We start from the raw sequence: 22,671 nt of genomic DNA, 5'->3' as shown, positions 1-22,671 counted from the left end.
ATGCCGGGCCGACCCGTCCGCCGAACCGAGGAACACCCGTGACCATGACGACTGCAGCACCGGCCGCGCCTCCGCGCGCCCCTCGGGGGAGCCGGGGCTACTCGATCCGCAGAGCGCTCGCGCCCTACCTGTTCGTCCTGCCGTTCGTGGCCATCTTCCTCGCGTTCAGCGTCTACCCGCTCCTGTTCACGCTGCGTCTCAGCTTCACGAACTGGCACGGTTCCGGCGCGGCGGAATGGGTCGGCCTCGGCAACTACGCCTATCTGCTCGGCAGCAGCGCCTTCTGGTCGTCGCTGGCGAACTCCGGCATCCTCTGGCTGCTGATCGTCCCCGTCCAGCTGGTCGTCTGCACCATCGTGGCCGTGCTGCTCGACAACGCGAAGCTCCGCCTCAGGGGGTTCTACCGGGTCGCGTTCATCGTCCCGTTCGTCACTCCGCTCGTCGCCGTGGCCCAGATCTGGATCGTGCTCTTCGACCAGAACTACGGCGCGGTGAACGGGGTGCTGAACCTCGTCGGGCTTCCCGACGTCGGGTGGCTGGTGACGAGCCAGTGGGCGAAGCCGACCCTGGCGCTGCTCTTCCTCTGGAAGACGAGCGGGTTCATCATCATCATCCTGCTGTCGGGCCTTCAGTCGATCGACTCGAACATCTACGAGGCGGCGGCGATCGACGGCGCAACCAGGATCCGGCAGCTCTGGAGCATCACGGTGCCCCTGCTGCGGCGCACGATCATGTTCGCCGTGGTGCTCCAGACCCTGGCGGTGTTCCAGATGTTCGCCGAGCCGTTCGTGGTGACGAAGGGCGGACCGTACGGTTCGACCACGACCGCCGGACTCTTCCTCTACAACCACATCACCCGGGCCGATCTCGGCACCGGCGCCGCCAACTCGTTCCTGCTCGTCATCGTCGTGATGGCGCTGTCACTCGGGTTCGTGCGACTCCTCCGCGCGAAGGACTGAACGTGACAACCACCACTGCCCGGACCACTCCAACCCCGACCGCCGGAACTGCTGCCATGCCCCGGCGCATCCGTCGCCGACCGCTCATCGGTTCGAACGTCTTCCTGATCATCCTCACGGTCGCATTCCTCGCACCCGTGGTCTGGGCGATCCTCTCCGCCTTCAAGCCCGCCGGCGACATCATCCGCGATCCGCTCGGTTTCGACCCGGCGCGGTTCACGCTCGAGAACTTCCGTGGGATGTTCCAGGACGTCCCGATCGCATCCGGATTCGTGAACACCGGGATCGTCCTGCTCGTGAAGGGCGCGATCACGCTGTTCTGCGCTCCGCTCGCCGGGTACGCCTTCGCCAAGTACGACTTCCGGGGCAAGAACCTCCTCTTCGGCACCGTACTGGTGACGCTGATGCTGCCGACAATCGTGCTGATCATCCCGCTGCTCCTCGAGATGAAAGAGCTCGGCTGGGTGAACACATACCAAGCGCTCATCCTGCCCGGCTCCGTCGATGCCTTTGCGATCTTCTGGATGCGTCAGGTCATCTCGGCCGTGCCCGACGAGCTGCTGGACGCCGCCCGCGTCGACGGCTGCGGTGAGTTCGGGATCTTCTGGCGCATCGTCATCCCCGTCATCCGCCCCGGCCTCGCCGGCCTCGCCGTCCTCACGATCATGAACATCTACAACGACTTCGTGTGGCCGGTCGTCGTCGCCAGTTCGAGCAGGATGGCGACCCTTCAAGTCGTCCTCTCCACGCTCGCTCAGAACATCTCGGGGAACAAAGTGGGCGCCGACTACGCGACCGTGACCGGTGAACTCCTCGCTGCGAGCTCCGTGGCGCTCATCCCCTTGCTCATCCTGTTCATCGTGCTCCAGAAGCACTTCATCAACGGCATCCTCGCCGGCAGCGTCAAAGGCTGACCGCATGCGCACCGAACGAACGAAAGGCACTCCCTTCATGTCCATCCCGAAGCCCGAGTACCCGCGGCCAGACTTCGACCGATCCGAGCACTGGCTCTCCCTCAACGGGGAGTGGGACTTCGAGCCGGCGGGCGGCGAACCGACGACGATCGTCGTCCCGTTCGCCTGGGAGACGATTGCCTCCGGTGTGCGGCGCACCTGGCTGGAGCGCGCGGTCTACCGGCGCGCGATCGCCGTGCCCGCCGAGTGGGAGGGCCGGCGGGTCGTCCTGAACTTCGGTGCGGTCCATCACGACGCCCGCGTCCTTGTCGACGGCGCGGTCGTCGGCACCCACATCGGCGGCTACACCTCGTTCGAGTTCGACATCACCGACGTCGTCTCGCCCGGAGACCGCGCTGAGCTGGTCGTCGAGGTGGATGCGCCGGCCGACAAGCGCGAGATCCCTCACGGCAAGCAGCGCTCCATCCCGCGCGACGACTACGACGGCGTCTCATTCACGCCGACCTCGGGAATCTGGCAGTCCGTGTGGCTGGAGGCGCGCGGACGGACATATGTCGAATCCGCTGCCCTCCGCGGCGACTCCCTCACCGGGTTCTCCATCAGCGGCGCCGTGGCCGGGGACGATGTGGCCGGGACGGCGGTCGTCGCCACGATCGAAGGACGGGAGACCGCTCTGGTCACCGACGAAGACGGGAGATTCGACGGATTCCTCGCCGTCGAGGAGCCACGTCTCTGGAGTCCGGCCGATCCCCAGCTCTACACGGTCGAACTCCGTGTCGGTGAGGGAGTCTCTGGAGACCGAGTCGTGGCGACGGTGGGATTGAGGCGGATCGAGACCCGTGGGGAGGAGCTCTACCTGAACGGCCGCCGCTTCTACGTCCGGGGCGTGCTCGACCAGGGCTATTGGCCGGAGTCCGGCCTCACCGCCCCGGATGACGACGCCCTCGTCCGCGACCTCGAGCTGGCTCGCGATCTCGGCTTCACGCTCGTCCGGAAGCACCTCAAGTTCGAGGAGCCGCGCTGGCTGCACCAGGCCGACCGGATGGGGATGCTCGTCTGGGCGGAGCCCGCGTGCCCCAGCCGCTACACTCCCGGATCCGCGCAAGCGTTCGAGGACCAGCTCCCCGACATGGTGCGCCGCGACGGCAACCACCCCTCCATCGTCGTGTGGGGGCTCTACAACGAGGAGTGGGGCCTCGACTGGGACATCCCGGGCAGCCCCGAACGCGCGGCGGCGGCGGTGCACGCGTACGACACCATGCGCGCCCTCGACGACTCCCGGCCCATCGTCGAGAACTCCGGATGGGCTCACGTCCGCTCCGATCTCGTCGACTGGCACTACTACGACGAGGACCCGGCCATGTGGGCCGCCAACCTCGCGGCACTCGCGTCAGGCGCGAAGGACTCCTTCGAAGTCCGGCTCGGGCCCGACTTCGTCGTCGACAAGTCCTTCTACGGGTCTGCCGACTTCCCGCGGACGGGGGTGCCTATCCTGAACAGCGAGTTCGGCGCCGGTTTCACGAGCTTGGAGCGCGCCTGGCACGTGCGCTGGCAGACGCAGGAGATCCGCCGCCACGACCGTTTCGCCGGCTACGTCTACACCGAGCTCGCCGACGTGGAGCATGAGATGGCCGGGCTGCTCGACGCCGAGCGCCGCCAGAAGGACTGGGGCGGGCTGAACCCTGCGGACATCAACGCCGATACGGTGCTGGTCGTCGACCTCGTTCCCAAGCGCGCGGGCGCGGACATCCCGATCCCGGACGGCCCGCTCAGCGTGGATGTGCGCGCCTCCCACCACGGCGAGTCGACGATCACCGGTACCGTCTTCGCGGCGTGGGGGGCTCCCGGATCGCCTCTTCCTCCTCACGGCTCCGGGCCAGCATCTGCGCAAAACACGTTGACCGTATCGCCGTACGTCGTCTCCGAGCACGTCACCCTTCAGGTGCCGGCACCCGGCGGCGCGGCGAGACTCCACCTGTGGCTGGAAGCCGCCGGACGGACGGTCGCACACACCTTCGTCGACGCGGCCACGGTCGAGCAGCCGAACCGCCGTGGAGCTCGCACGGACTGACGGCACGGCTCCATCCCACCCTCGACTCCAGTGGATGCTTGCCGCCGCACTCCGACCCCGTCTACGGTGGGCGGCGGCCCAGCGCATTCGGGGAGGAATCGATGAAGCTGCTGCTCACATCCGGGGGCATCACCAATCCCAGCATCCAAGACGCCCTGATCGGGATGCTGGGCAAGCCGATCGCCGAGAGCAGCGCGCTCTTCATCCCGACCGCGCAGTGGGGGCAGCCCGCGTGCAGCCCGCAGAGCGTGTGGAGGTCGACCGCCGGCGCTTGGGAGGGCAGACCGGGCCTCGTCGGCCTCGGCTGGGAGTCGGTCGGCGTGCTCGAACTGACCGCCCTCCCGAGCCTCGCGGAAGAACGGTGGATGCCGTGGGTGCGCGAGACGGACGTCCTGCTGGTCGACGGCGGCGAGGCGCGGTACCTCTACGAGTGGATGCAGCGGTCGGGCCTGACCGCGCTTCTGCCCGAGCTCGCCGACACCGTCTGGGTGGGCGTGAGTGCCGGCAGCATGGTGATGACGCCGCGAGTGGGACGCGAGTTCCTCGACTGGCAGCCGGACGGCGCCGACGACACCCTCGGCGTCGTCGACTTCTCGATCTTCCCCCACCTCGATTACCCGGGATGGACGGAGAACACGCGGGAAGCCGCCCGACGCTGGGCCGAGAACATCCCGGGCCGCTCCTACGCGATCGACGACCAGACGGCGATCTCCGTCGTCGATGGGAACGTCGAGGTGATCAGCGAGGGCCACTGGGAGCGGTTCGATCGGTGAGGACTCGACACACAGCGCGACTGATGCGCTGGCCGGGCGCTCGATGCTGAAGAATCACGATCATGAGCTCTGAGTCGAGAGACGCCGTCCCCGCCGCCGAGGTGCTCGGTGACCTCACCGTCGCCCCGCTGCCCGAGGGCACCCGCGCAGAGTCGGTCTTCATGCTGGTCAAGCTGGACAACGGCGAATGGTGCGCACGGAGTATCGGACCGGACTACAACCGCACAGAGTTTCTCGGCCAGCTCGTGGCGTACACGCACGGTCTGACCGTGAGCGAGGCTGAGGGCTGGTACGAGGATGACGACCCCCGCACCTGACGGCGATCGAGCGGATCCCGAGAAACCGCGCGTGGGACGCCATGCCCGCGAACGCCGACCCGGCGACGCGCGCCGCGGATTCTTCCGGGGCCTGGGCGACGCCATCGCCCGCATGATTGGCGCAGTGGTGGCTGCGCTGCTCTTCCGGTGACCCGTCCGCGCTAGCCCGCGTCGTCCGGCCTGCGCTCGGCCGCATCCTGCCCCGCCTGCACGGCTCGGTGGATGTTGCCGTGAATGTGGTCCGAGCCGATCATCCCGATCACGCCGTCGCGTTCGAGAACGGCCCGCGGGCCCGGCTTCAGCCGGGTGATGCGGAGATCGAGGCCGGCGTCGTGGGCGAGCGTGACGAGGTCGGCCATCGTCGCAGCACCCTGGGAGTCGATGAAGTTGATGCCCTCGCAGTCGATCACCACCCGGGTGAGCTCCGGTTCCGCCTGCACGACCTCGCGCAGTCTGTCCTCGAGCGCGTCCGCCGTGGCGAAGAACAAACCGCCGTCGAACCGGAGCACCGCCACGCTGGGCAGCACTTCGTCCTCGGGATGCTCATCCACTTCGCGGAACACCTGCGTTCCCCGCTCCCGGCCGAGGATCGGCATCTCCGGATGGGTCGCCACGGCGATCAGCCACACGAGCGAGAGCCCGATGCCGATGACGACGCCCGCGAGCACACCGAAGACGAGCGTTCCGAGGAGGGCGACGACGGCGATCCAGAAGTCGACCTTCTTCACCCGGAAGAGCCGCCGCATCTCCGGCAGGTCCATCATCCCCATGACCACCGCCTCGATGATCAGCGCCCCGAGCACCGCCTTGGGCAGGTTCGAGAAGAGCGGCGCCAGGAACAGCAGCGTCAGCAGCACCGTGACGCCCGAGGTCAGGGATGCCAGCCCGGTCTTCGCGCCGGAGCGGTCGTTCAGCGAGCTCGCCGACAGACTCGTCGACACCGGCATCCCCTGGAAGAGTCCCGCGGTGATATTCGCGAGCGACTGGGCGACGGACTCCTGGTTGATGTCGATCTGGTAGCGATGCTTGGCGGCGAACGTGCGCGCATCCCCCGCCGTCTGCGAGAAGCCGATCAGCACCAGGGCGACCGCGGCGAGCGCGACGGTTCCTGCGTGCTCCCACAACTGCGGAAGGTCCGGCACTTCCGGCACAGGCAGTCCTCGCGGCACGTCACCGACCAGCGCGACGCCTTTCGCTCCGAGATCGAGGACGGCGGCCGCCACCAGCCCGCCCACCACCAGGACCAGTGCCCCCGGCACGCGCGGAGCGATGGCCCGCAGCCCGAAGACGACCACCAGGGAGATGAGCCCGACGAGGACCGTCGTCCGATGCGCGTCGCCGAGCGACCCCATCCACGACCACAGCTCCTGGATGGGATTGGAGCCGGTGATGTCGGCTCCGGTGAGCTTCGGCAGTTCCCCGATCACGACGTCGATCGCCGCGCCGAACAGGAACCCGGTGACCACGGCACGCGACAGGAACTGAGCGATCCAGCCCATCTTGAGCACGGCGAGGAGCAGGAACAGGATGCCCGACGCGAGGGTGATGCCAGCGACGAAGGAGGCGACATCCTGCTCTCCCGTGATGCCCGCGGCGAGCACGGCGCTGGCCGCCACCGCAGCCAGACCGGAACTCGGGCCCATCGAGATCTGCCTGCTGGTGCCGAAGATCGCATACACGATTGCCCCGGCAGCGGCCGCGTAGAGCCCGTTCTGCAGCGGAATGCCCGCAATACCCGCGTACCCCAGGTTCTTGGGGACGATGAGCGCGGCGACGGTGACGCCGGCGATCACATCGCCGCGCAGCCACGCTCGCTTGTAGGTGCGAAGCTGACCGGCGATCGGAACGAGGTTCGAGCCCCGGCCTCGGGTCCTGGGCATACGCACGTCATACCGCAGGCCGGGTGCGCTCGGGCAGAGGCCGTTGTCGGAGAACCAGGCTCACGCCGCGCTGGATCCTCTCGATCCCTCCGCCCGACCGCTACCCCAGCAGAGCGTCGAGCTGGCGCCGCACATCCTCTCGGATTGTGTCCACACTGGTGGCGGCGGGACTGGCCGACATCGCGATGAAGAGGATCGCGGAGACGATGTGGGCGACGACGGCGGGATCGCCGAGACCGACGGCCGTGCGCGCGATGGTCTCGGCCATCGCCTGCTCGGTCTGCGCGACGATCTCGAGCGCCTTCGCGTGATGCGGCTCCGCCGGGTCGCCGAAGACCATCTCGCGCAGGTAGGTGCGCCCGTTATCGACCTGTGCGCGGTTGCAGCGGATGATCGGGTCGGCGATCGCCAGCACCGCATCCACCGGGTCGTCGATCTTGCGCGCGGCTTCGCGCCCCTCGTCGAGCGCGTCGGCGTAGAGGGCGTTCTGCACCATGAGCAGCAGCTCGCCCTTGGTGCGCGCGTAGAAGAACAGGGTGCCCGCGCCGATGTCCGCGGCCGCGGCCACCTCCTGCGTCGTCACTTCGTCGACACCGCGCTCAGCGAAGAGGGCGCTGGCCGCGGCGATGATCCGGTCGAGCTTCTCCTGCTTGTTGCGCTCTCGCCGGCCGGGCGCTGCGGGGGTGGCGGTCATCTCATCCCTTCTCGATCGGCAGGTGATCACCATAACGCGCCCGCGGGCGCCGGCCGGTTCGTCAGTCCCGGAGGAAGTCGGCGACGAGCGGCGCGAACTGCTCGTGGTACTGGAAGATGCCGCCGTGCCCGGAGTCCGGGTACATCACCAGCGTCGAACCGGCGATCCGGCGGTGCAGCTCCTCGGACAGCACCGACGGGACCATGCGGTCGTTGTCGCCGTTGGCGATGAGCGTCGGCTGCGTGATCCGCGACAGGTCCGCCGGCGCCGACCGGCCGAACCTCCGGATCGCGAAGAGCTGGGTGTTGAACGCGGCGAGCGTGATCTCCTTGTCGCGGTCGACCGTCCGTTCCCGGAGGCGCCCGAGGAACGCCTTCGCGGCACGCATGCCGGTCTCGTTGCGGTTGAAGAAGAGGAACTCCTTCACGTCGACGCGGCGAAGAGCGCTGCGGACGAGATCCACGTAGGTCGTCAGCACGACCTTGTCCATGTCCGTACCGCCGCGCGGCCCGGTACCGGTGAGCACCAGTCGGCGGACGAGGTCCGGATGCTTCAGCACGAGGTCTTGCGCGATCATCCCTCCCATCGAGAAGGAGAAGATGTCGATCCGGTCGAGACCGAGCGCTCGGATGAACGTGTAGGCGTCGTCCGCCGCTTCTTCGAGAGTTCGTGGCACGGTTCCGGAGGAGGCCCCGACACCGCGCTGGTCGAAGGTGATGACGCGTCGCTCGCGCGCGATGGCGTCGACGATGCGCGGGTCCCAGTTGTCGAGCGTGCCGGCGAGGTGCACGAAGAAGACGACAGGGATGTCGCTGTGAGGTCCCAGATCGCGATAGGCGAAGGTGACACCCGCGGCGCTGACGTGCCGGGTCGGCGCCTCGGCGTACGACGTGATGGGGTTCGTGTCGGTCATGGTGACGGACTCCTTGTCGATGCGATGGATGGTGATCAGGCCTGACCGTCGCCGCGGGCGATCACGGCGACGGTCTTGCCTCGGCCTCCGCCCGTCCCGAGGCGTGCGACCGCTTCGGGGACCTCCTCGAACGGGATCACACGGTCGACGATCGGACGGATCGCCCCGGACTCGACCAGCGCGGAGATCTCGCGCAACTGCTCGCCGCTGGCCGACATCCAGAGGAACGAGTACTCGACGCCGAGCCGTCGGGCGGCGCGGCGCACCGTGCGGCTGAGCGCGGCGATGCCCGCACGCAGGACGGGATTGAGTCCGAGCCGGCGTGCGAAAGCCGGATCGGGCGGCCCGGCGATCCCGATGGCGACCCCACCCGTGCGCAGGATGCGAAGCGACTTCAGCAGGTTGTCACCGCCGACGCTGTCGAGCACGACGTCGTAGCCTCTGAGCTGCTGCTCGAAATCGTCTGCGCGATAGTCGATCACGACGTCGGCGCCGAGCGACCTCACGAACTCGGCGTTCGCCGCACTCGCTGTCGTGGCGACGGTGGCCCCGAGGTGCTTGGCCAGCTGGATCGCGATCGAGCCGACTCCCCCGGCGCCGGCGTGGATGAGGACTTTCTGCCCCGGCTCAACCCTGGCACGTACGACGAGCGCCTGCCACGCGGTCAGCGCCACGAGCGGGAGGGAGGCGGCTTCGCTCATCGTGAGGGTGGGCGGAATGGGAGCGAGGTCGTTCTCGTCGGCGGCGATGCGCTGAGCGAACGTGCCGATCCGCCCATCCTGGACCCTCCCGTACACGCGGTCGCCGGGCACGAATGTCCTCACCTCCGACCCGACCGCGACCACGGTGCCGGCGACATCGAGCCCGAGGATCGCGGGGAGCTCGAGCGGCACGATCCGCTTGAACTCGCCGGCTCGGAGCTTCTCGTCGAGCTGGTTGAGCCCGGCGGCGCGCACGTCGATCAGTACGTCGCGCGGTCTGACGGCCGGCTCGGGCACCTCGTCGACGGCAAGGCGGGACGCATAGGAGGACAGGACAACGGCTTTCATCACGAACCTTTCTTGAGTTCACTCAATTTTGAGTGTACTCGATTTAGTTGTCAAGGGCCGGCCGAGCGAGGCCGACCCGCTTCCTTGACGCCGCCGCGAGCCCGTGGCAGCATCGTCCGCACCGGGTCGCGCCGCTGACCAGCCCGACGGAATCACCCCCCGACAGATCGACGAGGATCACATGCACCGCAAAATGTTGACGTCAACATTGCCGAAGAACCCCCGGAGAGGAGTGCTGGCGGCCGCCGTCGCCGGCACGCTCGCGCTGGCAGCCTTGACCGCATCCACCCCCGCCATGGCCGACCAGCCGCAGCCCGCGCACGGGCCGGGGACATCGGAGTTCAAGGGAGTCAACTGGGCCGACCCGCGCGACAATTACGCCGCCGACGCCGTCGTCCCGACGGGACTGAGCACGTCGGACAGCCGCGACGAGGTGTTCGCGACGGCACAGCGCATCCTGGGCGGCTTCGGGCAGAATCTGGGTGCCAACACGGTCCGGCTGCCCATCAACCCGGCCAGTGTCGGCACGGCATGGTGGGAGTCCTACCGCGGAGCGATCGACGCCGCGACGGCACGGGGCGACAAGGTCATCCTCAGCTACTGGGAGGCCGACACCAGCAAGGACGGGATCATCGACGATGTGCCCGCCTGGACATCCATGTGGAACACGGTGGTGAGCGCGTTCCAGCACACCCAGAACGTGTACTTCGAGCCGATGAACGAGCCGCATGGCTACACCCTCGCGCAGTGGGTCGGGGTGACGTCGCAGTGGCTGGCGGATCACCGCCAGGTTCCGCGCAACCGCGTGGTGATCAGCGGCACCGGGTACAACGACAACGTGACCGGCGTCGGCGACGCTCCGCAGCTCAAGGGCACCTTGCTCTCGCTGCACTTCTACGGCTACTGGGCCGACCACACCACCGAGGCGGAGTGGACCGCCGACCTCGCCGCGCGCGTCGGCGCGTACGCTGGCCGGACGATCATCGACGAGGCCGGCTCTCCGATGACCATCGGGCTCAACTATGGGGCCCACAACGGGAACGTGTACACGTCATACCTCGCCGCCGTGACGGACTTCGCCCGCAGCCACCGGATGGGCATCGTCTACTGGCCGGGTCTGCGAGCCGGCGACTCCTACTCGATCGAGTCACTCCAGCCGGACGGCACACTGACGGACAACAGCGTCACCGGCGTCGCGCAGCTGAAGTGGGGCTACGGATACGGCGACACGGAGCCCGTCAACGACCTGCCCGCGGCTCCTCCCGGTCAGCCGATCGTCGGTCAGGCATCCGGCCGTTGCGTCGACGTTCCCGGCTTCAGCACGACGCCAGGCACCAGCCTCGATCTGTGGGATTGCAACGGCGGCGGCAACCAGAGCTGGGAGCTGACGAGCGACAGTCAGCTCACCGTGTACGGCGAGCTCTGCATGCAGGCCGGAACCGACGGCTCGACCGTTGCAGCCGGAGCCGCCGTGATCATCGCGTCGTGCACCGGTACCGACGTTCAGCGCTGGAGCGTGAACGCGAACGGGACGATCACCTCCGCAGCCGACCCGGGGCTCTGCCTCGACGCGGCCGGCGCGGGAACCGGAAACGGCACGAACGTCGACGTCTGGTACTGCAACGGCGCCCCCAACCAGGCATGGTCGCGCAGCTGAGCGGGCCGCCCCGCCGCCGGACGAAGCAGTCCGCATGACGGACGCCCCGGATTCCAGAGTTCACAGAAACCCGGGGCGTCCGCCGCGCGGGCGCTAGGCTCGCCATCGGCGTACCGAAGGGAGAGCGATGACGGACGCGACAGAGGCCACCCTTCCGGACGCCGCGGAACCCCTGGGGCCGCCCCCGAAGCAGGTCGCAGCCGCCTTCTGGGTCTTCCTCGGGATCGTCGCCGTGAGGCTGATCCTCCTGCCGTTCACTATCGTTCGCCAATGGTCCGTGAACGAGAGGGTCATCGAATCTGGCCGCACGAAATACGGGCAAGCCGTCGCGGAGCAGTCCGCCGGACTCATCCACGGTGCTTCCATCACGGGCCAGCTCATCGTCGTCGCACTGTTCGCTCTCTGCCTGCTCGCCGCCTTCCGCCTCCGACGAGGAGCGGCCTGGGCGCGCGTCGTCGCGACGATCCTGGGTGCCGTATCGGTCGTCACCGCCGCTCTCGATTGGAGAAGCCCGATCGCGCTGACGTTGGGGGTGGCGGGCATCGCCGGGATCGTCCTGCTCTGGGTGCGCCCGTCGAACGCCTGGTTCCGCGCGGCGCGCGAGACTCGGCGTGCCGAGGCTCAGCGCCGCGCGGATGCGGAGGCGTCGGTGAACGGTGCGTCGTGAAGCGTCGCGATGCACCGTAGCGGCCCGGTGAATGCGTGAAGCCTGTCGTCAGCGCACGGTGACGGAACAATCGTCGTAGAGGATCGCCCCCGTCGCCGCCGTCTGGTTGACCGAGTAGATCTGGGGGATCATCCGCTCCCCGGAACGGACCGCGGTCCCGCTCCAGGTGACCTGCGTCCAGGTGCCGGCAGCGAGGGACGCGACCGTCGTCATGGGCATGTGGAGGTTGCTGCTGAAGTTCTGCGTGTACTCGAGGAACTCGGCGCGAACGCCCAGGCCGGCGGAGATGGGACGAACCCAACAGGACGCCGTGTACACAGCGCCGGCGACGGTGCTGCTCACGACCGTGTTCTGCGTCAGACCGACGAGGGTTCCCGGAGACGTGTTCGGAGCAGCGACCTTGAGGGCGGCGGAGCCGCTGTGCACGGGCGAAGCGACCGTGGTCAGGGTGCCGGTGACGAACGCCTTCCAGCCGCCGGTTCCCGCCTCGAACCCCGGATCGGGTAGGAGCTCCTTCGCCGCTGGCGGCGGGGCCGTCGGCGCCTGTGGGACCACTGTTCCGGTGACGGCCGGTTGCCCGGTCCCGGCCGCGCTCACCGCCACGAGCTGGAAGACGTACGGGGCTCCGTTGGTGAGTCCGGTCATGGTGAGGGGGCTGCCGCCGCCGGTGACCGGCGTCGGCAGCGATGTGGCACGAAGCTGATACCCCGTGATCGGTGACCCGCCATCGCTCGCCGGGGGCGTGAAGGTCACGGTGACGCTGCGGTCGCCCGCTATCACCTTCGTGATGATCGGCGCAGTCGGGACGGTGACGGTGGGCGCGGTGGAGCCGACAGTGTACGGCACCGCCCCCGCGCCGCTCACGTTGCCGGCTGCATCGACCGCGAACACCGCCACCGTGTACCGACCTGCCCCCGCACTCGGCAGTTGCGCCTGACGTCCTGTCCCGTCCGCGAGGGGCCAGCCGCTCGTCGGCGTCGCGTTCGAACCGTCGCCCGCGACGAGGCGCGCGATGGTCCGGACCGCGTCGGTGGAGGCGGGTGGAGTCCAGGTCGCGGTCATCCCCGAGACCGTCACTCCCGTCGGAGCTGGAGGCGGTGTCACGTCGCTCCGTGACTGCCAGAGCAGCGTCCCGACGACAGGATTCGCGTCGTCATCGTCACAGACGATGGTGAAGTCGACGTCGGCGATCGACGGCATCCCGTTGCGGTCGGGTGCGAACGCATGGACATTCACCGTGCCGCGATAGGTTCCGCAGCCGTGACCGGTGGCGCTGATGGAGGCGCCGTACTGACCGTGCCCGCCGTCTGTCACGCCGACGGTGGTGTGCTGACCGGGTTGCAGCGGTCCGCCATCGGCGGAGACCAGTGCGAGATCCGCGACAGTACCTCCCACTCCGTACGGCTTCGTGATCTGCCACTCGAAGTAGGCGGGGCGAGGCCAGACATGCATGTCGAACGGTCCGGCCGTGTCGACGTTCTTCACACCGCCCGTCACCCACGGATAGCCGTCGAACACCAGCGAGTTCGTGCCAAGAAGCGTCGTGCCCGAGAGGGCAACCGAGCGCACCGCGCCTCCGATCGGAATGGCGAGCGCTGCGATGCGCGGGCCTACGGCCTTCGCCGAGTACCCGACCAGGAAGGAGCAGCTCGCGCCCGCGGCGAGGGCCCGGTTCCCACAGCTGTCGCCCGACACGGCGAAGTCGCCGGCGGCGCTGCCGCTCACGCCGATGGCGCCGATCGAGATCGCTGCGCCGCTCGTATTGTGCAGCCACTCCCTCTGATAGATCGGTGCGAGCCCGAGAGGCGTCCGCGGGAAGGTGAATGCGTGTGCTCCGATGGTCACACCGGGCGGTTCCGGCTCATTCCACCGAATCTCGCCCACACCCGTCATGAGCACGTCGAATCGCGTGATATGGCCGGTCGCATCCCAGGCCAGGTCTACGATGTCTAGCTCGCCTTCGAACCGGCCCGACTGCCCCGCAGTGACGAGGGAGACCACCGGCTTCGTGGCGTCCGGCACGCCGGCGATGGTGGAGCCCGTCGAAAAGTGGCCCGGGGCGAGCAGCCTTCCCGCCGGCGGAACGATCTGCACGTTCATGCCAGCGCCGGTCGCGTCCGTTCCTCCCACCTGAATGCCTCTGGTGAGGTCGGCATACGCAAGAGAGGTTCGGGCTCCATCGGCGAAGCGCTGACTGGCGACGTCAGTGGAGGGACCGAAGGGCGTATTGATGACGATGACCGGAGTGGGGACCGCTGCGACGGCTGGACTCCCGACGGCACCTGCTGCCAACACTCCGAGAACAGCGGCGAAGACCGCACCGACCCGCCCATGATTCATGATCCACCCCGATCGCGTGCGGGCGGATCTGACCGATCCGTGGAACCCGCCGTGCATGACGCTAGACCAGTGACGGGCGTCTCTCTAGACCAAATTGAGGATTCTTCATGAAAATGTGTGAACGCTCAGGAGGGTCCGGGGCGCCGCCTCGGGGGCGGCGCCCAGGTCATAGCCCTTCTCAGGGGAGGCCGGCCTCAGCCCTGCTCGATGTCCGAGAAGAGTCCGGTGAACGGCGTCCCCGTTGCCACCAGGCGCTGGAAGAACTCACCAGCGATCGGTGTGGAGACAGCGGCGGACGCCTCCTCGTAGCTGTCGAAGTAGAGGTCGAGCGTGCGGTGCGCGGGGGTGGGCGTTCCGTCCTCCTTGGGCCAGACCTTTGCGGCCTCCACTCGGAGAAGGCCCGGGAGGCGGCGCGCGAGCGCCTCGACCTCGGCGTAGTCGCGCTCGAACGCGGCTGCGTCGGCGGGGTTGTCGATGATGAGGGTGATCTTGGTGGGCATCGTGTCCTTCTTTCGTTATCGGTCGCTCGTGACGAGCTTTTCGGTGGATCGGTGTGTGCGGTTGCGGGTGTCGCTGCCCGCCGTCTCGAGCAGGCGCAGCCAGACCTCGCTCATCGTCGGGTAGGCGGGTACTGCGTGCCAGAGCCGCTCGATCGGGACGGCCGCCGCGATGGCGATCGTGGCCGCGTGCAGCAGCTCGGCGGTGTCCGGGCCGACGGCGGTGAAGCCGACGATCGTTCCGGAATCCCTGTCGATCAGCATGCTTGCTCGCCCGGTGTACCCGTCCGCGTGGAGAGCGGCACCCGCGACGGCGCCGAGGTCGTACTCGACGGGGCGCACCCGCAGGCCCGCCGCAGTCGCGCTCGCCAGGGTGTGGCCGACGGACGCGATCTCGGGATACGTGAAGACGACCTGAGGCACCGCACCGCGGTCAGCCGTTGCGGCATGCCTGCCCCATGGAGCGTCGTCGACCTCGGCGCCGAGTGCGCGGGCGACGATCACGTCACCGGTGGCACGGGCCTGGTACTTGCCCTGGTGGGTGAGAAGGGCGCGACCATTGACATCGCCGGTGGCGTACAACCCTCCGTGCGCGACGGGGATGCCGTCGCCGTCCAGCACGCGGAGCGTCTCGTCGACGGAGAGCCAGCTCCCGGGTTCGAGCCCGACGGCCTCCAGGCCGATCTCGCCGGTATTGGGCAGGCGGCCGGTGGCGACCAGCACCTGGTCGGCTCGCACCACCTCGCCGTCGCTCAAGCGGATGCGGATCGTCCCGTCGGCCTCCCGGGTGACCTCGGTCGGCTCCGCCCCGATGACGAGCCGCACCCCGTCGGCCGAAAGGGAGTCTGCGACCTGGTCGCGGGCGAACGGCTCGACCCGCGGAAGGAGGCCGTCGCGGGCGATCAGCGTCACCGCCGTGCCGAGAGCGCTGTAGGCGGTCGCCATCTCGCTGCCGACCACGCCTCCCCCGATGATCGCGAGGCGCCCGGGGAGGCGTTCGGCCGAGACGGCCTCCCGGCTCGTCCAGGGCTTCGACTCGGCGAGTCCGGGGATGGGCGGAAGGGCCGCGCGAGTGCCTGTCGCGACGACCACTGCGTGCTGCGCCACCAGAACCGTGGTGCTTCCGTCGGGCGCGGTCACCTCGACGGTGCGCGGACCGAGGAGGCGCCCGTGGCCGCGCACGAGCGCGATGCCGGCGCCCTCGAGCCACTCGACCTGACCATCGTCGTGCCAGTGCGACGCGAAGCGATCCCGGCGCTGGAGTACCGCAGCCGTGTCGAGCTCCCCCGTGATCGCCGACGCGGCGCCCGGCAGGCTCCGGGCCGCACGGAGGGCGGCCGCGTCGCGAAGGAGAGCCTTCGTCGGCATGCAGGCCCAGTACGAGCACTCGCCGCCGACCAGCTCCGCCTCCACGATCACGACGGAGAGACCGCCCTGCACCGCGCGGTCGGCGACGTTCTCCCCCACCGGGCCGGCGCCGATGACGATGACGTCGTACTCCGCCCCGCTCATCGGTCGTTCGCCTTGGCGGTCCGGCTGAGGCGGATGGCCGACACCAGGAAGAAGATGCCACCCAGCGTCGCGTAGCCGGCCAGTCCCACCAGCGAGGCCGAAGCTCCGGAGGACTGCAGCGCGAAGGCCGCCCCTGCCAGCACCGAGATGCCGCCACTGAGGATCATCGGCCATTGGCCTCCGAGAGAGCGCCGCGAGATCCCGACGATGAGCTGCACCACGCCGGCCGTGATCGCCCACAGACCCCAGACCAGCAGCACGGCGGCACGGCCGGACGTCACTGCGAAGGCCAGACCGATGGCCGCGAGGAGGCTCAACCCCATGTTCACGTACAGGAGGGCAGCCGATCGGGTCCCCCGCGAGGCGCGGTGATCGATGACCGCGGCAACAGCGTCGAACACCGGGTAGAGCACGAGGAGCGTGGCGCTCAGCGGCGTGATGGTCGCCGCCGTCACGCCGACGATGATGGCCCAGACGATCGCGAAGCCGAATCGGACGAAGTAGAGGGTGCGCAGGGACGAGGCGATGGCCGCTGGACGCGCCTCGGATGTGGTGGTTGTCATGCCGTTCCGTTCTTTCGTGAGTCCATGTAGAATGACTAGTAACTCTACATGCGTCACCCTAGCCGCAGACGAGCGGTCTTCGCAAGCGACCCGGAAAAGAGCCACCTATGATCGAGAACGTGAAGACGTCGATGCGCGAGCTGTTAGTCGGCGCCGCGACGGAGCTGTTCTACGCGGAAGGCCTGCGCGCGGTCAGCGTGGACAAGGTCATCGAACGCGCCGGCACCACCAAGGTGACCTTCTACCGCCACTTCAAGAGCAAGGACGACCTGGTCGTCGCACACCTCGAGCTGCGCGCACAGCAGGAGCGCGACGGGATCCTGGGGGCGATCGCCGCAGCGGACGGCGACCCCGACAGGGTGTTCCAGCTCATCGCCGCCCAGCTCGGGGAGTTCTCCTGCCTGCAGGGTTTCCGCGGCTGTCCCTTCATCAACGCCGCTGCCGAATACCCCGACCCGGAGAGCTCCGTCCGAAAGACAGTCGACGCTCACCGCGCGTGGTGCAAGAACACGTTCCGCGAGATCGTCGAGCCTCTCGGACTCGCGGATCCGCGCAGCGTCGCCGACGACCTGATGCTCATCCGCGACGGCGCGATGGTCGCCGGCTACCTCGACCCGGCCGAGGAGCTCGAGGCGTCCTTCCTGCGGAGCGCGAGGGCGTTGACGCGCTCCCACTGAGCGACGGCGCGTGTCCGTACGCATTGCCGGGAAAGTGGGGAACCCTCATAATGTGGTCGAGTCCGAACAGCCTTCAGCGCCTCGAGCTCGTCCCGGTGGACCCAGTCGCCCGCCGCGAGAAGCAGACCCGATGGAGGGATGCCGATGAAACGAGCGGTGGCTTTTGCGCTCGCTGCAGCCCTCGGAGTCGGCGTCGTCTCGGCATCGTCGTCTCCGGCGGTGGCCAGCGCTGACGACTGCGAGGCCCCCTCCGTCGGCCTGCAGACCATCGCCGAGACCCCGCTCGAGGCCGAGTACAACGACCTCCTCACGCTCTGCGACCTCGGGGAAACGCGTCCGGCGGAGGATTACGAGTACAGCTTCACCAACGACTCGCCCGTGGTCTGGGCGTTCTACGATTCGGTCTACGACGAGGACGTGCCGCACTGGAGCGACATCGCGCATGCGACGGATACCGCGACATCACTCTTCTCACAGTTCACGACCTGGGCGGGCCTGTCCCACAGCGAGTGGATCGTGGCACCAGGCGAGACCGTGTGGCTCACCTCCCTGGATGACGTCAAGTTCGGTGTGGCCAAGCCGCTCATCACCTCGAGCTGGCTGTTCTACAACCACGAAGCCGAGAAGATCGCCGACCTCGGAAAGGACTACGCGAAGCGGATCGCGACCAGCGGGTACAAATCGAAGACGCGGGCGTTTCTGTGGAACTGCGCGTGGGCCGCGGTCGACACCGCGAACGCCTTGAAGAAGAGCAAGAAGATCGAGCCCCTGTCGTTCGCATCAGCGTGGGCGACAAGCGCCATGAACGACTACTACTGCGGGAAATCCTTCAAGGACCTGTTTCCGAAGAAGTCGAGCGCCCTGCCCTCGTCGACCTACAGCAAGGCCAAGTGGTTCAACCCGAATGTCCTGAAGAAGGCGAGTTCCTACCTCGGCGAGATCAAGACCTCGAGCGAGATACTGGCCACCGTCAGGGGCATTTTCCGCACAGTTCACGGGTGACGGACAGCCCATACGGGCTCTCCCCGCCTCCGAAGCCGAAGAAGACGATCGCGACGGGAAAGGACACACGCGCGTCGATCGCCCGCGACCAGAGGTAAAGCCGTTGACGTCGCCCCCTACAATCGTCGTAACGTCGCGTGTCGGTGGCAGTCTGTGTCAGGCATGGAGGCGTCGGACCGAAGGACTGTCGATGATTTCATCACTCCTTTCCCTCTCGCGTGACTGACCGCGAGACGACCAGGCTCATCGTCTGGAGCAGCGAACTACGACGCGTTCATCAGCGCCTCCGCGACGCCGTGCGCGTCACGCAGGAGGCGCTCAGCAGCGGCGGCGATGTCGAGCACGTCGGCCGCGACCTGCTCCTGTACTGCCACGGGTTCTGCGCTGCGCTCGACGGCCACCACCGAGGTGAAGACCGGGCTCTCTTCCCTGCGCTCGAGGAAGCCCGCCCGGATCTGACTCCCGTGCTTCGCGCGCTCGAACAGGACCACTCGATGATCTCGCATCTCCTCACAGAGCTACGGGCAGCGCTCGACGGCACGGTCTCCACCGAGGAACTCGACCGACACCTGGGCGGCATCGCCGCGATCATGGAAAGCCACTTCCGCTACGAGGAACAGCAACTCCTCACGGTCCTCGAAGGCCTCGAACTGGACGCTGCCGTGACCGACATGCTCGGCCCATTGTGACCAGCACGAGAAAGCCCCCGGATCCCTTGTAGAAACAGGGATCGCGGGGGCTTGCACGTGGCGGTACCGGTGGGATTTGAACTCTAGTTCGGGGCCCCAGGACCCTTGGAATCCCGGCCAACTTCCGCGGAATGTCAACGAAGTAGAGCTCCTGTGATCTCGTGTGATCTCACGGGAATTCGCGCGGTTGTAGTCAAAATGTAGTCAAATGCCAATTTCTTGAAATGTGACATTCCGGCGAATCAGGATATCTCTGACGTCGACGATAAAGACGTCCCTGCCCTTGGGTGTGACCCAATCTGTGGCTGGCGTTGATGCCTTCGAATTGATCTGTCCATCCGGGGGCAGGGTGCGAGCCGGCCAGGGCTGGCATGACCTTATAGGAGCTTGGGTAGAAGCCCCGTCAACGTTTTGTCTGCCCTCCCTGACCGGCGAGCCTCCTCATCGGAAAACGGAAGGCAGATTCATCATGACAATGATCCAGCCGGAAGCCATCGCCGGCATCGACACCCACGCCGAAACCCACCACGTCGCCGTGATCGACACCGCTGGGCGCAGGCTCGGCGACGCCGGCTTCCCCGCAACGCTCATCGGCTATCAAGCGATCGCGGCCTATATCGCCGCGTTCGGTCTCGTCCGACAAGTCGGCGTCGAGGGCACCTACTCCTATGGCACCGGGATCACCCTCCACTTGCAGGACGCGGGGATCTGTCGCTCGCCCTACTCGCCGGTCTCGCTGCAGCTATACCGGCTGCAGCAGCAGGCCAGAAGGCAAGCACACCGAAGCCAAGGGAGCGTGGATCCCGCGAGCCTCAGACAGGAACGCAGCTGATCTACCTCTCCCGGCACGACACCTGGATCCGGGAGCCGGCAGCTGCCACCGTCCGACGGACGTTACAGTGGCCAGTCCGCGGGCACTGGCGGAATCAGTGGTACGCCCGCGAGAAGGTCCACCACAGAATCTGGATCGATGCCCACACCGCCGTGAACAGCGACGCTCCGCTCGTCCCTCGTCCGAAGGTGTGCGTGATTCGTCCGCGCACCGGGGCGCCGGGCTAGCCTCGTCACGCTCGCCGGCCTGCGCAAGTCGACTGACGCAAAACTGGTAACGCTAGCGAACCGAATGAATGGATTAGGGGAGGCTACCGGCGTGTCGGACGAGAAAGCTGGGATCCACGAAGAAGATGGTTGTGGATACGCCAAGACCCCGGAGCAAATCGCTTCGACTCAAGGTCAAGCGGTTCCGGGGCCCAAGCTGATCAACTGTCGAGGCCGATCAGTTCGAGCTTAACCCGGTCGGTGCGGATCCGCCGGATTTCCGGCGGCGTTCGCATCGACCGGTGGACCGCCGGCATCCAGGAAGGTGAAACGGATGTCTCCCAAGGTGATGAAGCCGGGCGAGGAAGCGCCACGGTCCGGTCAGTACGAGCAAGTCGGCCCACGCGGCGGCCACACCGGAGCCGAGCGGACGGTGACGCGAGGGGAACCTCTGCCGCCGACGCCGCGACCCGGAATGGGTTACGTCCTCGTGGACCCGACGAAGCACTGATGTGTGGCGGGCCGGGACAGAGGTCCCGGCCCGCTTCCGATCTAACTCATGCCTTTTCCAACCACAGCCTTCGGTATCGCCGCGATCGTTGTCCTTCTGGTGCCCGGTCTCACCTACGGGCTGGTGCGTCGTACCCTTCGCGGGTTCAGATTCGACGACCTTACGATCGATGCGCGGATTGCGCAGGCCTTGGTCGTCTCTGTCCTTCTCGACGCGATCTACCTCGCAGTTGGGGCTGCCTGGATCGCTTCGGTGGTTCACATCGAGGGTAACAAGGTCTTTGTGGAGGAGCCGGGCCTTCTCGGTCTCGCAGTGCTCGCCGGGGCGTTCGCGATTCCTGGGCTGCTTTCATTCGTTCTCAACAGCCCTTACAGAATTCGGCGGCGCGTGCCCAAGGCGCCACGCGTAGTTCGCCCGAAGAAGAGGAAGAAGCAGAGGGCCCAATCGAAGTACGTGATCGAGAGGACCACCTACTACGAAGCCGTCCCAACAGCGTGGGACAAAGGTGCAACCGACCCCAGAGGCCGCGCCGTTCGCGTGACACTCCCTGACGGGAGAATGCTGGGCGGATTCTTCGGGAGCGGGTCGTACGTCAGCACATACCCCGAGCCACGGGATCTGTACCTGAGTCACCAGTACTTCGTTGAAGCCGACGGCACCCTGGGTGAGTTAATACCCGGGACCGCCGGGGTGTGGCTCCGGATCAGCGACGACCATATCGTGGAGTTCTTCGACCCTCCGGATGCCACTGGGGACGATCTGACCGATAACGAGAGGACGGAGAGCAATGGAGAATAAGCAGCAGCTCAGCAACACCAGCAAGGGAGCTCGCGGCAGCGGGCAGTTCGGAGCGGCCGCGAAGCCGATCAGCGAAGGCGCTCGCGGAGCCGGCACCCCGCACAATCAGGTCGTCCCGCCGAGGGGTCCGTCTGTCCCGCCTGGAATCGCTCCGGCTCCTGCGAGGCCCGCGAACCCGCCGGCGCCGAGCAAGTAGGGCGACTACGAGGACGGGGCAGCATTGCGCTTCACGTAAGCGCGCAGCGCCGGAAACGTGGGCAGGTCGACCCATAGCCGGATGCTGGTGTCCGAGGTGCTCGCGCCGCTGACGACGAATCCGTCGCAGTCGTCGAGTTGGTCTAGAAGCGGTGCAAGGGAGGCTGCTTTGGACGACGACACGTAGCCGACTTTGCGTTCTCGGCCGTAGACGGCGACGGCGCTGGCATCGTTGGTGTTCGTTGGTTCTCTTACGAGTAAATACTCGGTGCCTCCGAAGTCAGCCCACCGGCTGTCGGGAACGTACGCGTACGTTCCTCGGATGTGCAACCGTACGGACTCGAGACCGGTCAGATCTCGCACCCTCGTCTCTCGAGTAGTCGAGCCTCGACACCTTCACGATCCGACAGTACTCGGACACGGACGGTGCTGATGCGCGTCGACTTACCTCATGAAACCCGGAAGGGAGGCCGGCCGAAGCCGTCCTCCCTTCTGCGTCGTTGGCGGTCGTGAGTTGGGCCGCGCTGCTCTAGATCCGGATGGTCTTGCCGCAGTTGCCGCACCGGATCAGACCGTGGCGGGTTACGCTGACGCCGACAAACGTGTGCCGGCAGTACGGGCAGGTGAGGGTGGGGATGGAGGGTGCCATGATGGCTCCTTCTTTCGTGTGATTGCGAGGATGTGAGTTTTGGGGAGAGTCGGAGGGGGTAAGTTCCTTCGACTCTCCCCAACCGGTTACGCGAGCCGGGTGAGACGCCAAGTCACCGCCTTGTTCGCGTAGGGCGGCATGACGTTGCCCTTCGCGATGGGGGCGGTGGTGGACGGCGTACCGACCACGGTCCAGACGCCGCTTTCGGGGCAGCGCTGTCCGGTGTGTGCTGTCGTTCCGACAGGCATGGTGTCCTCCTTCAGGACGAGTGACCGCACGGTGTGCGGTGAAACGGATTCTCCGTTC

At 67.4% G+C, this 22,671-nt stretch carries 22 protein-coding genes; 12 read left to right on the top strand and 10 right to left on the bottom strand.

Annotation, left to right across the window (positions count from 1 at the left end):
• The first annotated feature begins 44 nt into the window (after positions 1 to 44).
• The 5 genes from ACF1AJ_RS17820 to ACF1AJ_RS17800 all read left to right on the top strand — a co-directional run bounded on the left by ACF1AJ_RS17820 (position 45) and on the right by ACF1AJ_RS17800 (position 5,034).
• Positions 45 to 959 (top strand): carbohydrate ABC transporter permease, encoded by a 915-nt coding sequence (locus ACF1AJ_RS17820; protein WP_391508787.1) that lies wholly within the window; start codon positions 45 to 47, stop codon positions 957 to 959.
• A 2-nt stretch (positions 960 to 961) separates the two neighbouring features.
• Positions 962 to 1,873, top strand: coding sequence for a carbohydrate ABC transporter permease (locus ACF1AJ_RS17815; protein WP_391508564.1), 912 nt, complete (start codon positions 962 to 964; stop codon positions 1,871 to 1,873).
• A 4-nt stretch (positions 1,874 to 1,877) separates the two neighbouring features.
• Positions 1,878 to 3,944, top strand: a complete 2,067-nt coding sequence (locus tag ACF1AJ_RS17810) for a glycoside hydrolase family 2 protein (protein WP_391508563.1) — start codon at positions 1,878 to 1,880, stop codon at positions 3,942 to 3,944.
• 101 nt (positions 3,945 to 4,045) lie between these two features.
• Positions 4,046 to 4,717 (top strand): Type 1 glutamine amidotransferase-like domain-containing protein, encoded by a 672-nt coding sequence (locus ACF1AJ_RS17805; RefSeq protein ID WP_391508562.1) that lies wholly within the window; start codon positions 4,046 to 4,048, stop codon positions 4,715 to 4,717.
• A 62-nt stretch (positions 4,718 to 4,779) separates the two neighbouring features.
• On the top strand, positions 4,780 to 5,034 hold the full coding sequence (locus ACF1AJ_RS17800) for a hypothetical protein (protein WP_391508561.1): 255 nt from the start codon (positions 4,780 to 4,782) through the stop codon (positions 5,032 to 5,034).
• 161 nt (positions 5,035 to 5,195) lie between these two features.
• Here the strand turns inward: ACF1AJ_RS17800 and ACF1AJ_RS17795 are convergent, their stop codons facing one another.
• The 4 genes from ACF1AJ_RS17795 to ACF1AJ_RS17780 form a co-directional block, all read right to left on the bottom strand.
• Complete coding sequence (locus ACF1AJ_RS17795) at positions 5,196 to 6,914, bottom strand: SulP family inorganic anion transporter (RefSeq protein ID WP_391508560.1); 1,719 nt, start codon at positions 6,912 to 6,914, stop codon at positions 5,196 to 5,198.
• A 100-nt stretch (positions 6,915 to 7,014) separates the two neighbouring features.
• Positions 7,015 to 7,608 (bottom strand): TetR/AcrR family transcriptional regulator, encoded by a 594-nt coding sequence (locus tag ACF1AJ_RS17790; protein ID WP_391508558.1) that lies wholly within the window; start codon positions 7,606 to 7,608, stop codon positions 7,015 to 7,017.
• Between the two features lie 61 nt (positions 7,609 to 7,669).
• Positions 7,670 to 8,521, bottom strand: coding sequence for an alpha/beta fold hydrolase (locus ACF1AJ_RS17785; protein WP_391508557.1), 852 nt, complete (start codon positions 8,519 to 8,521; stop codon positions 7,670 to 7,672).
• A gap of 35 nt (positions 8,522 to 8,556) precedes the next feature.
• Positions 8,557 to 9,570, bottom strand: a complete 1,014-nt coding sequence (locus ACF1AJ_RS17780) for an NADP-dependent oxidoreductase (RefSeq protein ID WP_391508786.1) — start codon at positions 9,568 to 9,570, stop codon at positions 8,557 to 8,559.
• A 208-nt stretch (positions 9,571 to 9,778) separates the two neighbouring features.
• Here ACF1AJ_RS17780 and ACF1AJ_RS17775 point away from each other — a divergent pair, with 208 nt between their 5' ends.
• Positions 9,779 to 11,227: a ricin-type beta-trefoil lectin domain protein gene (locus tag ACF1AJ_RS17775; RefSeq protein ID WP_391508556.1), complete on the top strand. Its 1,449-nt coding sequence runs from the start codon at positions 9,779 to 9,781 to the stop codon at positions 11,225 to 11,227.
• A 127-nt stretch (positions 11,228 to 11,354) separates the two neighbouring features.
• Positions 11,355 to 11,894, top strand: coding sequence for a hypothetical protein (locus ACF1AJ_RS17770; protein ID WP_391508555.1), 540 nt, complete (start codon positions 11,355 to 11,357; stop codon positions 11,892 to 11,894).
• Positions 11,895 to 11,942: 48 nt separating this feature from the next.
• On the opposite strand, the gene ACF1AJ_RS17765 is transcribed toward ACF1AJ_RS17770, so the two are convergent.
• The 4 genes from ACF1AJ_RS17765 to ACF1AJ_RS17750 form a co-directional block, all read right to left on the bottom strand.
• The gene (locus ACF1AJ_RS17765) at positions 11,943 to 13,994 is read right to left on the bottom strand and encodes a fibronectin type III domain-containing protein (protein WP_391508554.1); all 2,052 of its coding nucleotides are present in this window, start codon (positions 13,992 to 13,994) and stop codon (positions 11,943 to 11,945) included.
• Between the two features lie 434 nt (positions 13,995 to 14,428).
• Positions 14,429 to 14,734, bottom strand: coding sequence for an EthD family reductase (locus tag ACF1AJ_RS17760; protein WP_391508553.1), 306 nt, complete (start codon positions 14,732 to 14,734; stop codon positions 14,429 to 14,431).
• A gap of 15 nt (positions 14,735 to 14,749) precedes the next feature.
• Positions 14,750 to 16,243, bottom strand: coding sequence for a dihydrolipoyl dehydrogenase family protein (locus ACF1AJ_RS17755; RefSeq protein WP_391508552.1), 1,494 nt, complete (start codon positions 16,241 to 16,243; stop codon positions 14,750 to 14,752).
• Positions 16,240 to 16,806, bottom strand: a complete 567-nt coding sequence (locus ACF1AJ_RS17750) for a hypothetical protein (RefSeq protein ID WP_391508551.1) — start codon at positions 16,804 to 16,806, stop codon at positions 16,240 to 16,242. The genes ACF1AJ_RS17755 and ACF1AJ_RS17750 overlap by 4 nt, the downstream gene beginning before the upstream one ends.
• 107 nt (positions 16,807 to 16,913) lie before the next feature.
• Between ACF1AJ_RS17750 and ACF1AJ_RS17745 the strand changes: the two genes are divergently transcribed.
• The 5 genes from ACF1AJ_RS17745 (at position 16,914) to ACF1AJ_RS17725 (ending at position 21,521) form a co-directional block, all read left to right on the top strand.
• Positions 16,914 to 17,483, top strand: coding sequence for a TetR/AcrR family transcriptional regulator (locus ACF1AJ_RS17745; RefSeq protein ID WP_391508550.1), 570 nt, complete (start codon positions 16,914 to 16,916; stop codon positions 17,481 to 17,483).
• Positions 17,484 to 17,627: 144 nt separating this feature from the next.
• On the top strand, positions 17,628 to 18,485 hold the full coding sequence (locus tag ACF1AJ_RS17740; RefSeq protein ID WP_391508548.1) for a hypothetical protein: 858 nt from the start codon (positions 17,628 to 17,630) through the stop codon (positions 18,483 to 18,485).
• 218 nt (positions 18,486 to 18,703) lie between these two features.
• Positions 18,704 to 19,174: a hemerythrin domain-containing protein gene (locus ACF1AJ_RS17735; RefSeq protein ID WP_391508547.1), complete on the top strand. Its 471-nt coding sequence runs from the start codon at positions 18,704 to 18,706 to the stop codon at positions 19,172 to 19,174.
• 469 nt (positions 19,175 to 19,643) lie between these two features.
• Positions 19,644 to 20,006: a transposase gene (locus ACF1AJ_RS17730; protein WP_391508546.1), complete on the top strand. Its 363-nt coding sequence runs from the start codon at positions 19,644 to 19,646 to the stop codon at positions 20,004 to 20,006.
• A gap of 765 nt (positions 20,007 to 20,771) precedes the next feature.
• Positions 20,772 to 21,521, top strand: coding sequence for a DUF6338 family protein (locus ACF1AJ_RS17725; protein WP_391508545.1), 750 nt, complete (start codon positions 20,772 to 20,774; stop codon positions 21,519 to 21,521).
• A 201-nt stretch (positions 21,522 to 21,722) separates the two neighbouring features.
• On the opposite strand, the gene ACF1AJ_RS17720 is transcribed toward ACF1AJ_RS17725, so the two are convergent.
• Together ACF1AJ_RS17720 and ACF1AJ_RS17715 are read right to left on the bottom strand one after the other, a co-directional pair.
• Positions 21,723 to 22,079: an HIRAN domain-containing protein gene (locus tag ACF1AJ_RS17720; protein WP_391508544.1), complete on the bottom strand. Its 357-nt coding sequence runs from the start codon at positions 22,077 to 22,079 to the stop codon at positions 21,723 to 21,725.
• 372 nt (positions 22,080 to 22,451) lie between these two features.
• Positions 22,452 to 22,613, bottom strand: a complete 162-nt coding sequence (locus ACF1AJ_RS17715) for a hypothetical protein (RefSeq protein WP_313540683.1) — start codon at positions 22,611 to 22,613, stop codon at positions 22,452 to 22,454.
• Positions 22,614 to 22,671: the final 58 nt, after the last annotated feature.

Source organism: Leifsonia sp. NPDC014704 (genome assembly GCF_043083605.1).
GTDB lineage: Bacteria > Actinomycetota > Actinomycetes > Actinomycetales > Microbacteriaceae > Leifsonia.
Note: the sequence above shows the minus strand (reverse complement) of the source record. Positions and strands in the feature narration are given on the sequence as shown.

Coding starts and splice junctions, on each gene's coding strand:
- ACF1AJ_RS17785 (WP_391508557.1), bottom strand. CDS start 8,521: ATGACCGACACGAACCCCATCACGTCGTACGCCGAGGCGCCGACCCGG.
- ACF1AJ_RS17800 (WP_391508561.1), top strand. CDS start 4,780: ATGAGCTCTGAGTCGAGAGACGCCGTCCCCGCCGCCGAGGTGCTCGGT.
- ACF1AJ_RS17715 (WP_313540683.1), bottom strand. CDS start 22,613: ATGCCTGTCGGAACGACAGCACACACCGGACAGCGCTGCCCCGAAAGC.
- ACF1AJ_RS17770 (WP_391508555.1), top strand. CDS start 11,355: ATGACGGACGCGACAGAGGCCACCCTTCCGGACGCCGCGGAACCCCTG.
- ACF1AJ_RS17740 (WP_391508548.1), top strand. CDS start 17,628: ATGAAACGAGCGGTGGCTTTTGCGCTCGCTGCAGCCCTCGGAGTCGGC.
- ACF1AJ_RS17730 (WP_391508546.1), top strand. CDS start 19,644: ATGACAATGATCCAGCCGGAAGCCATCGCCGGCATCGACACCCACGCC.
- ACF1AJ_RS17780 (WP_391508786.1), bottom strand. CDS start 9,570: ATGAAAGCCGTTGTCCTGTCCTCCTATGCGTCCCGCCTTGCCGTCGAC.
- ACF1AJ_RS17805 (WP_391508562.1), top strand. CDS start 4,046: ATGAAGCTGCTGCTCACATCCGGGGGCATCACCAATCCCAGCATCCAA.
- ACF1AJ_RS17750 (WP_391508551.1), bottom strand. CDS start 16,806: ATGACAACCACCACATCCGAGGCGCGTCCAGCGGCCATCGCCTCGTCC.
- ACF1AJ_RS17795 (WP_391508560.1), bottom strand. CDS start 6,914: ATGCCCAGGACCCGAGGCCGGGGCTCGAACCTCGTTCCGATCGCCGGT.
- ACF1AJ_RS17760 (WP_391508553.1), bottom strand. CDS start 14,734: ATGCCCACCAAGATCACCCTCATCATCGACAACCCCGCCGACGCAGCC.
- ACF1AJ_RS17725 (WP_391508545.1), top strand. CDS start 20,772: ATGCCTTTTCCAACCACAGCCTTCGGTATCGCCGCGATCGTTGTCCTT.
- ACF1AJ_RS17810 (WP_391508563.1), top strand. CDS start 1,878: ATGCGCACCGAACGAACGAAAGGCACTCCCTTCATGTCCATCCCGAAG.
- ACF1AJ_RS17820 (WP_391508787.1), top strand. CDS start 45: ATGACGACTGCAGCACCGGCCGCGCCTCCGCGCGCCCCTCGGGGGAGC.
- ACF1AJ_RS17745 (WP_391508550.1), top strand. CDS start 16,914: ATGATCGAGAACGTGAAGACGTCGATGCGCGAGCTGTTAGTCGGCGCC.
- ACF1AJ_RS17765 (WP_391508554.1), bottom strand. CDS start 13,994: ATGAACGTGCAGATCGTTCCGCCGGCGGGAAGGCTGCTCGCCCCGGGC.
- ACF1AJ_RS17755 (WP_391508552.1), bottom strand. CDS start 16,243: ATGAGCGGGGCGGAGTACGACGTCATCGTCATCGGCGCCGGCCCGGTG.
- ACF1AJ_RS17790 (WP_391508558.1), bottom strand. CDS start 7,608: ATGACCGCCACCCCCGCAGCGCCCGGCCGGCGAGAGCGCAACAAGCAG.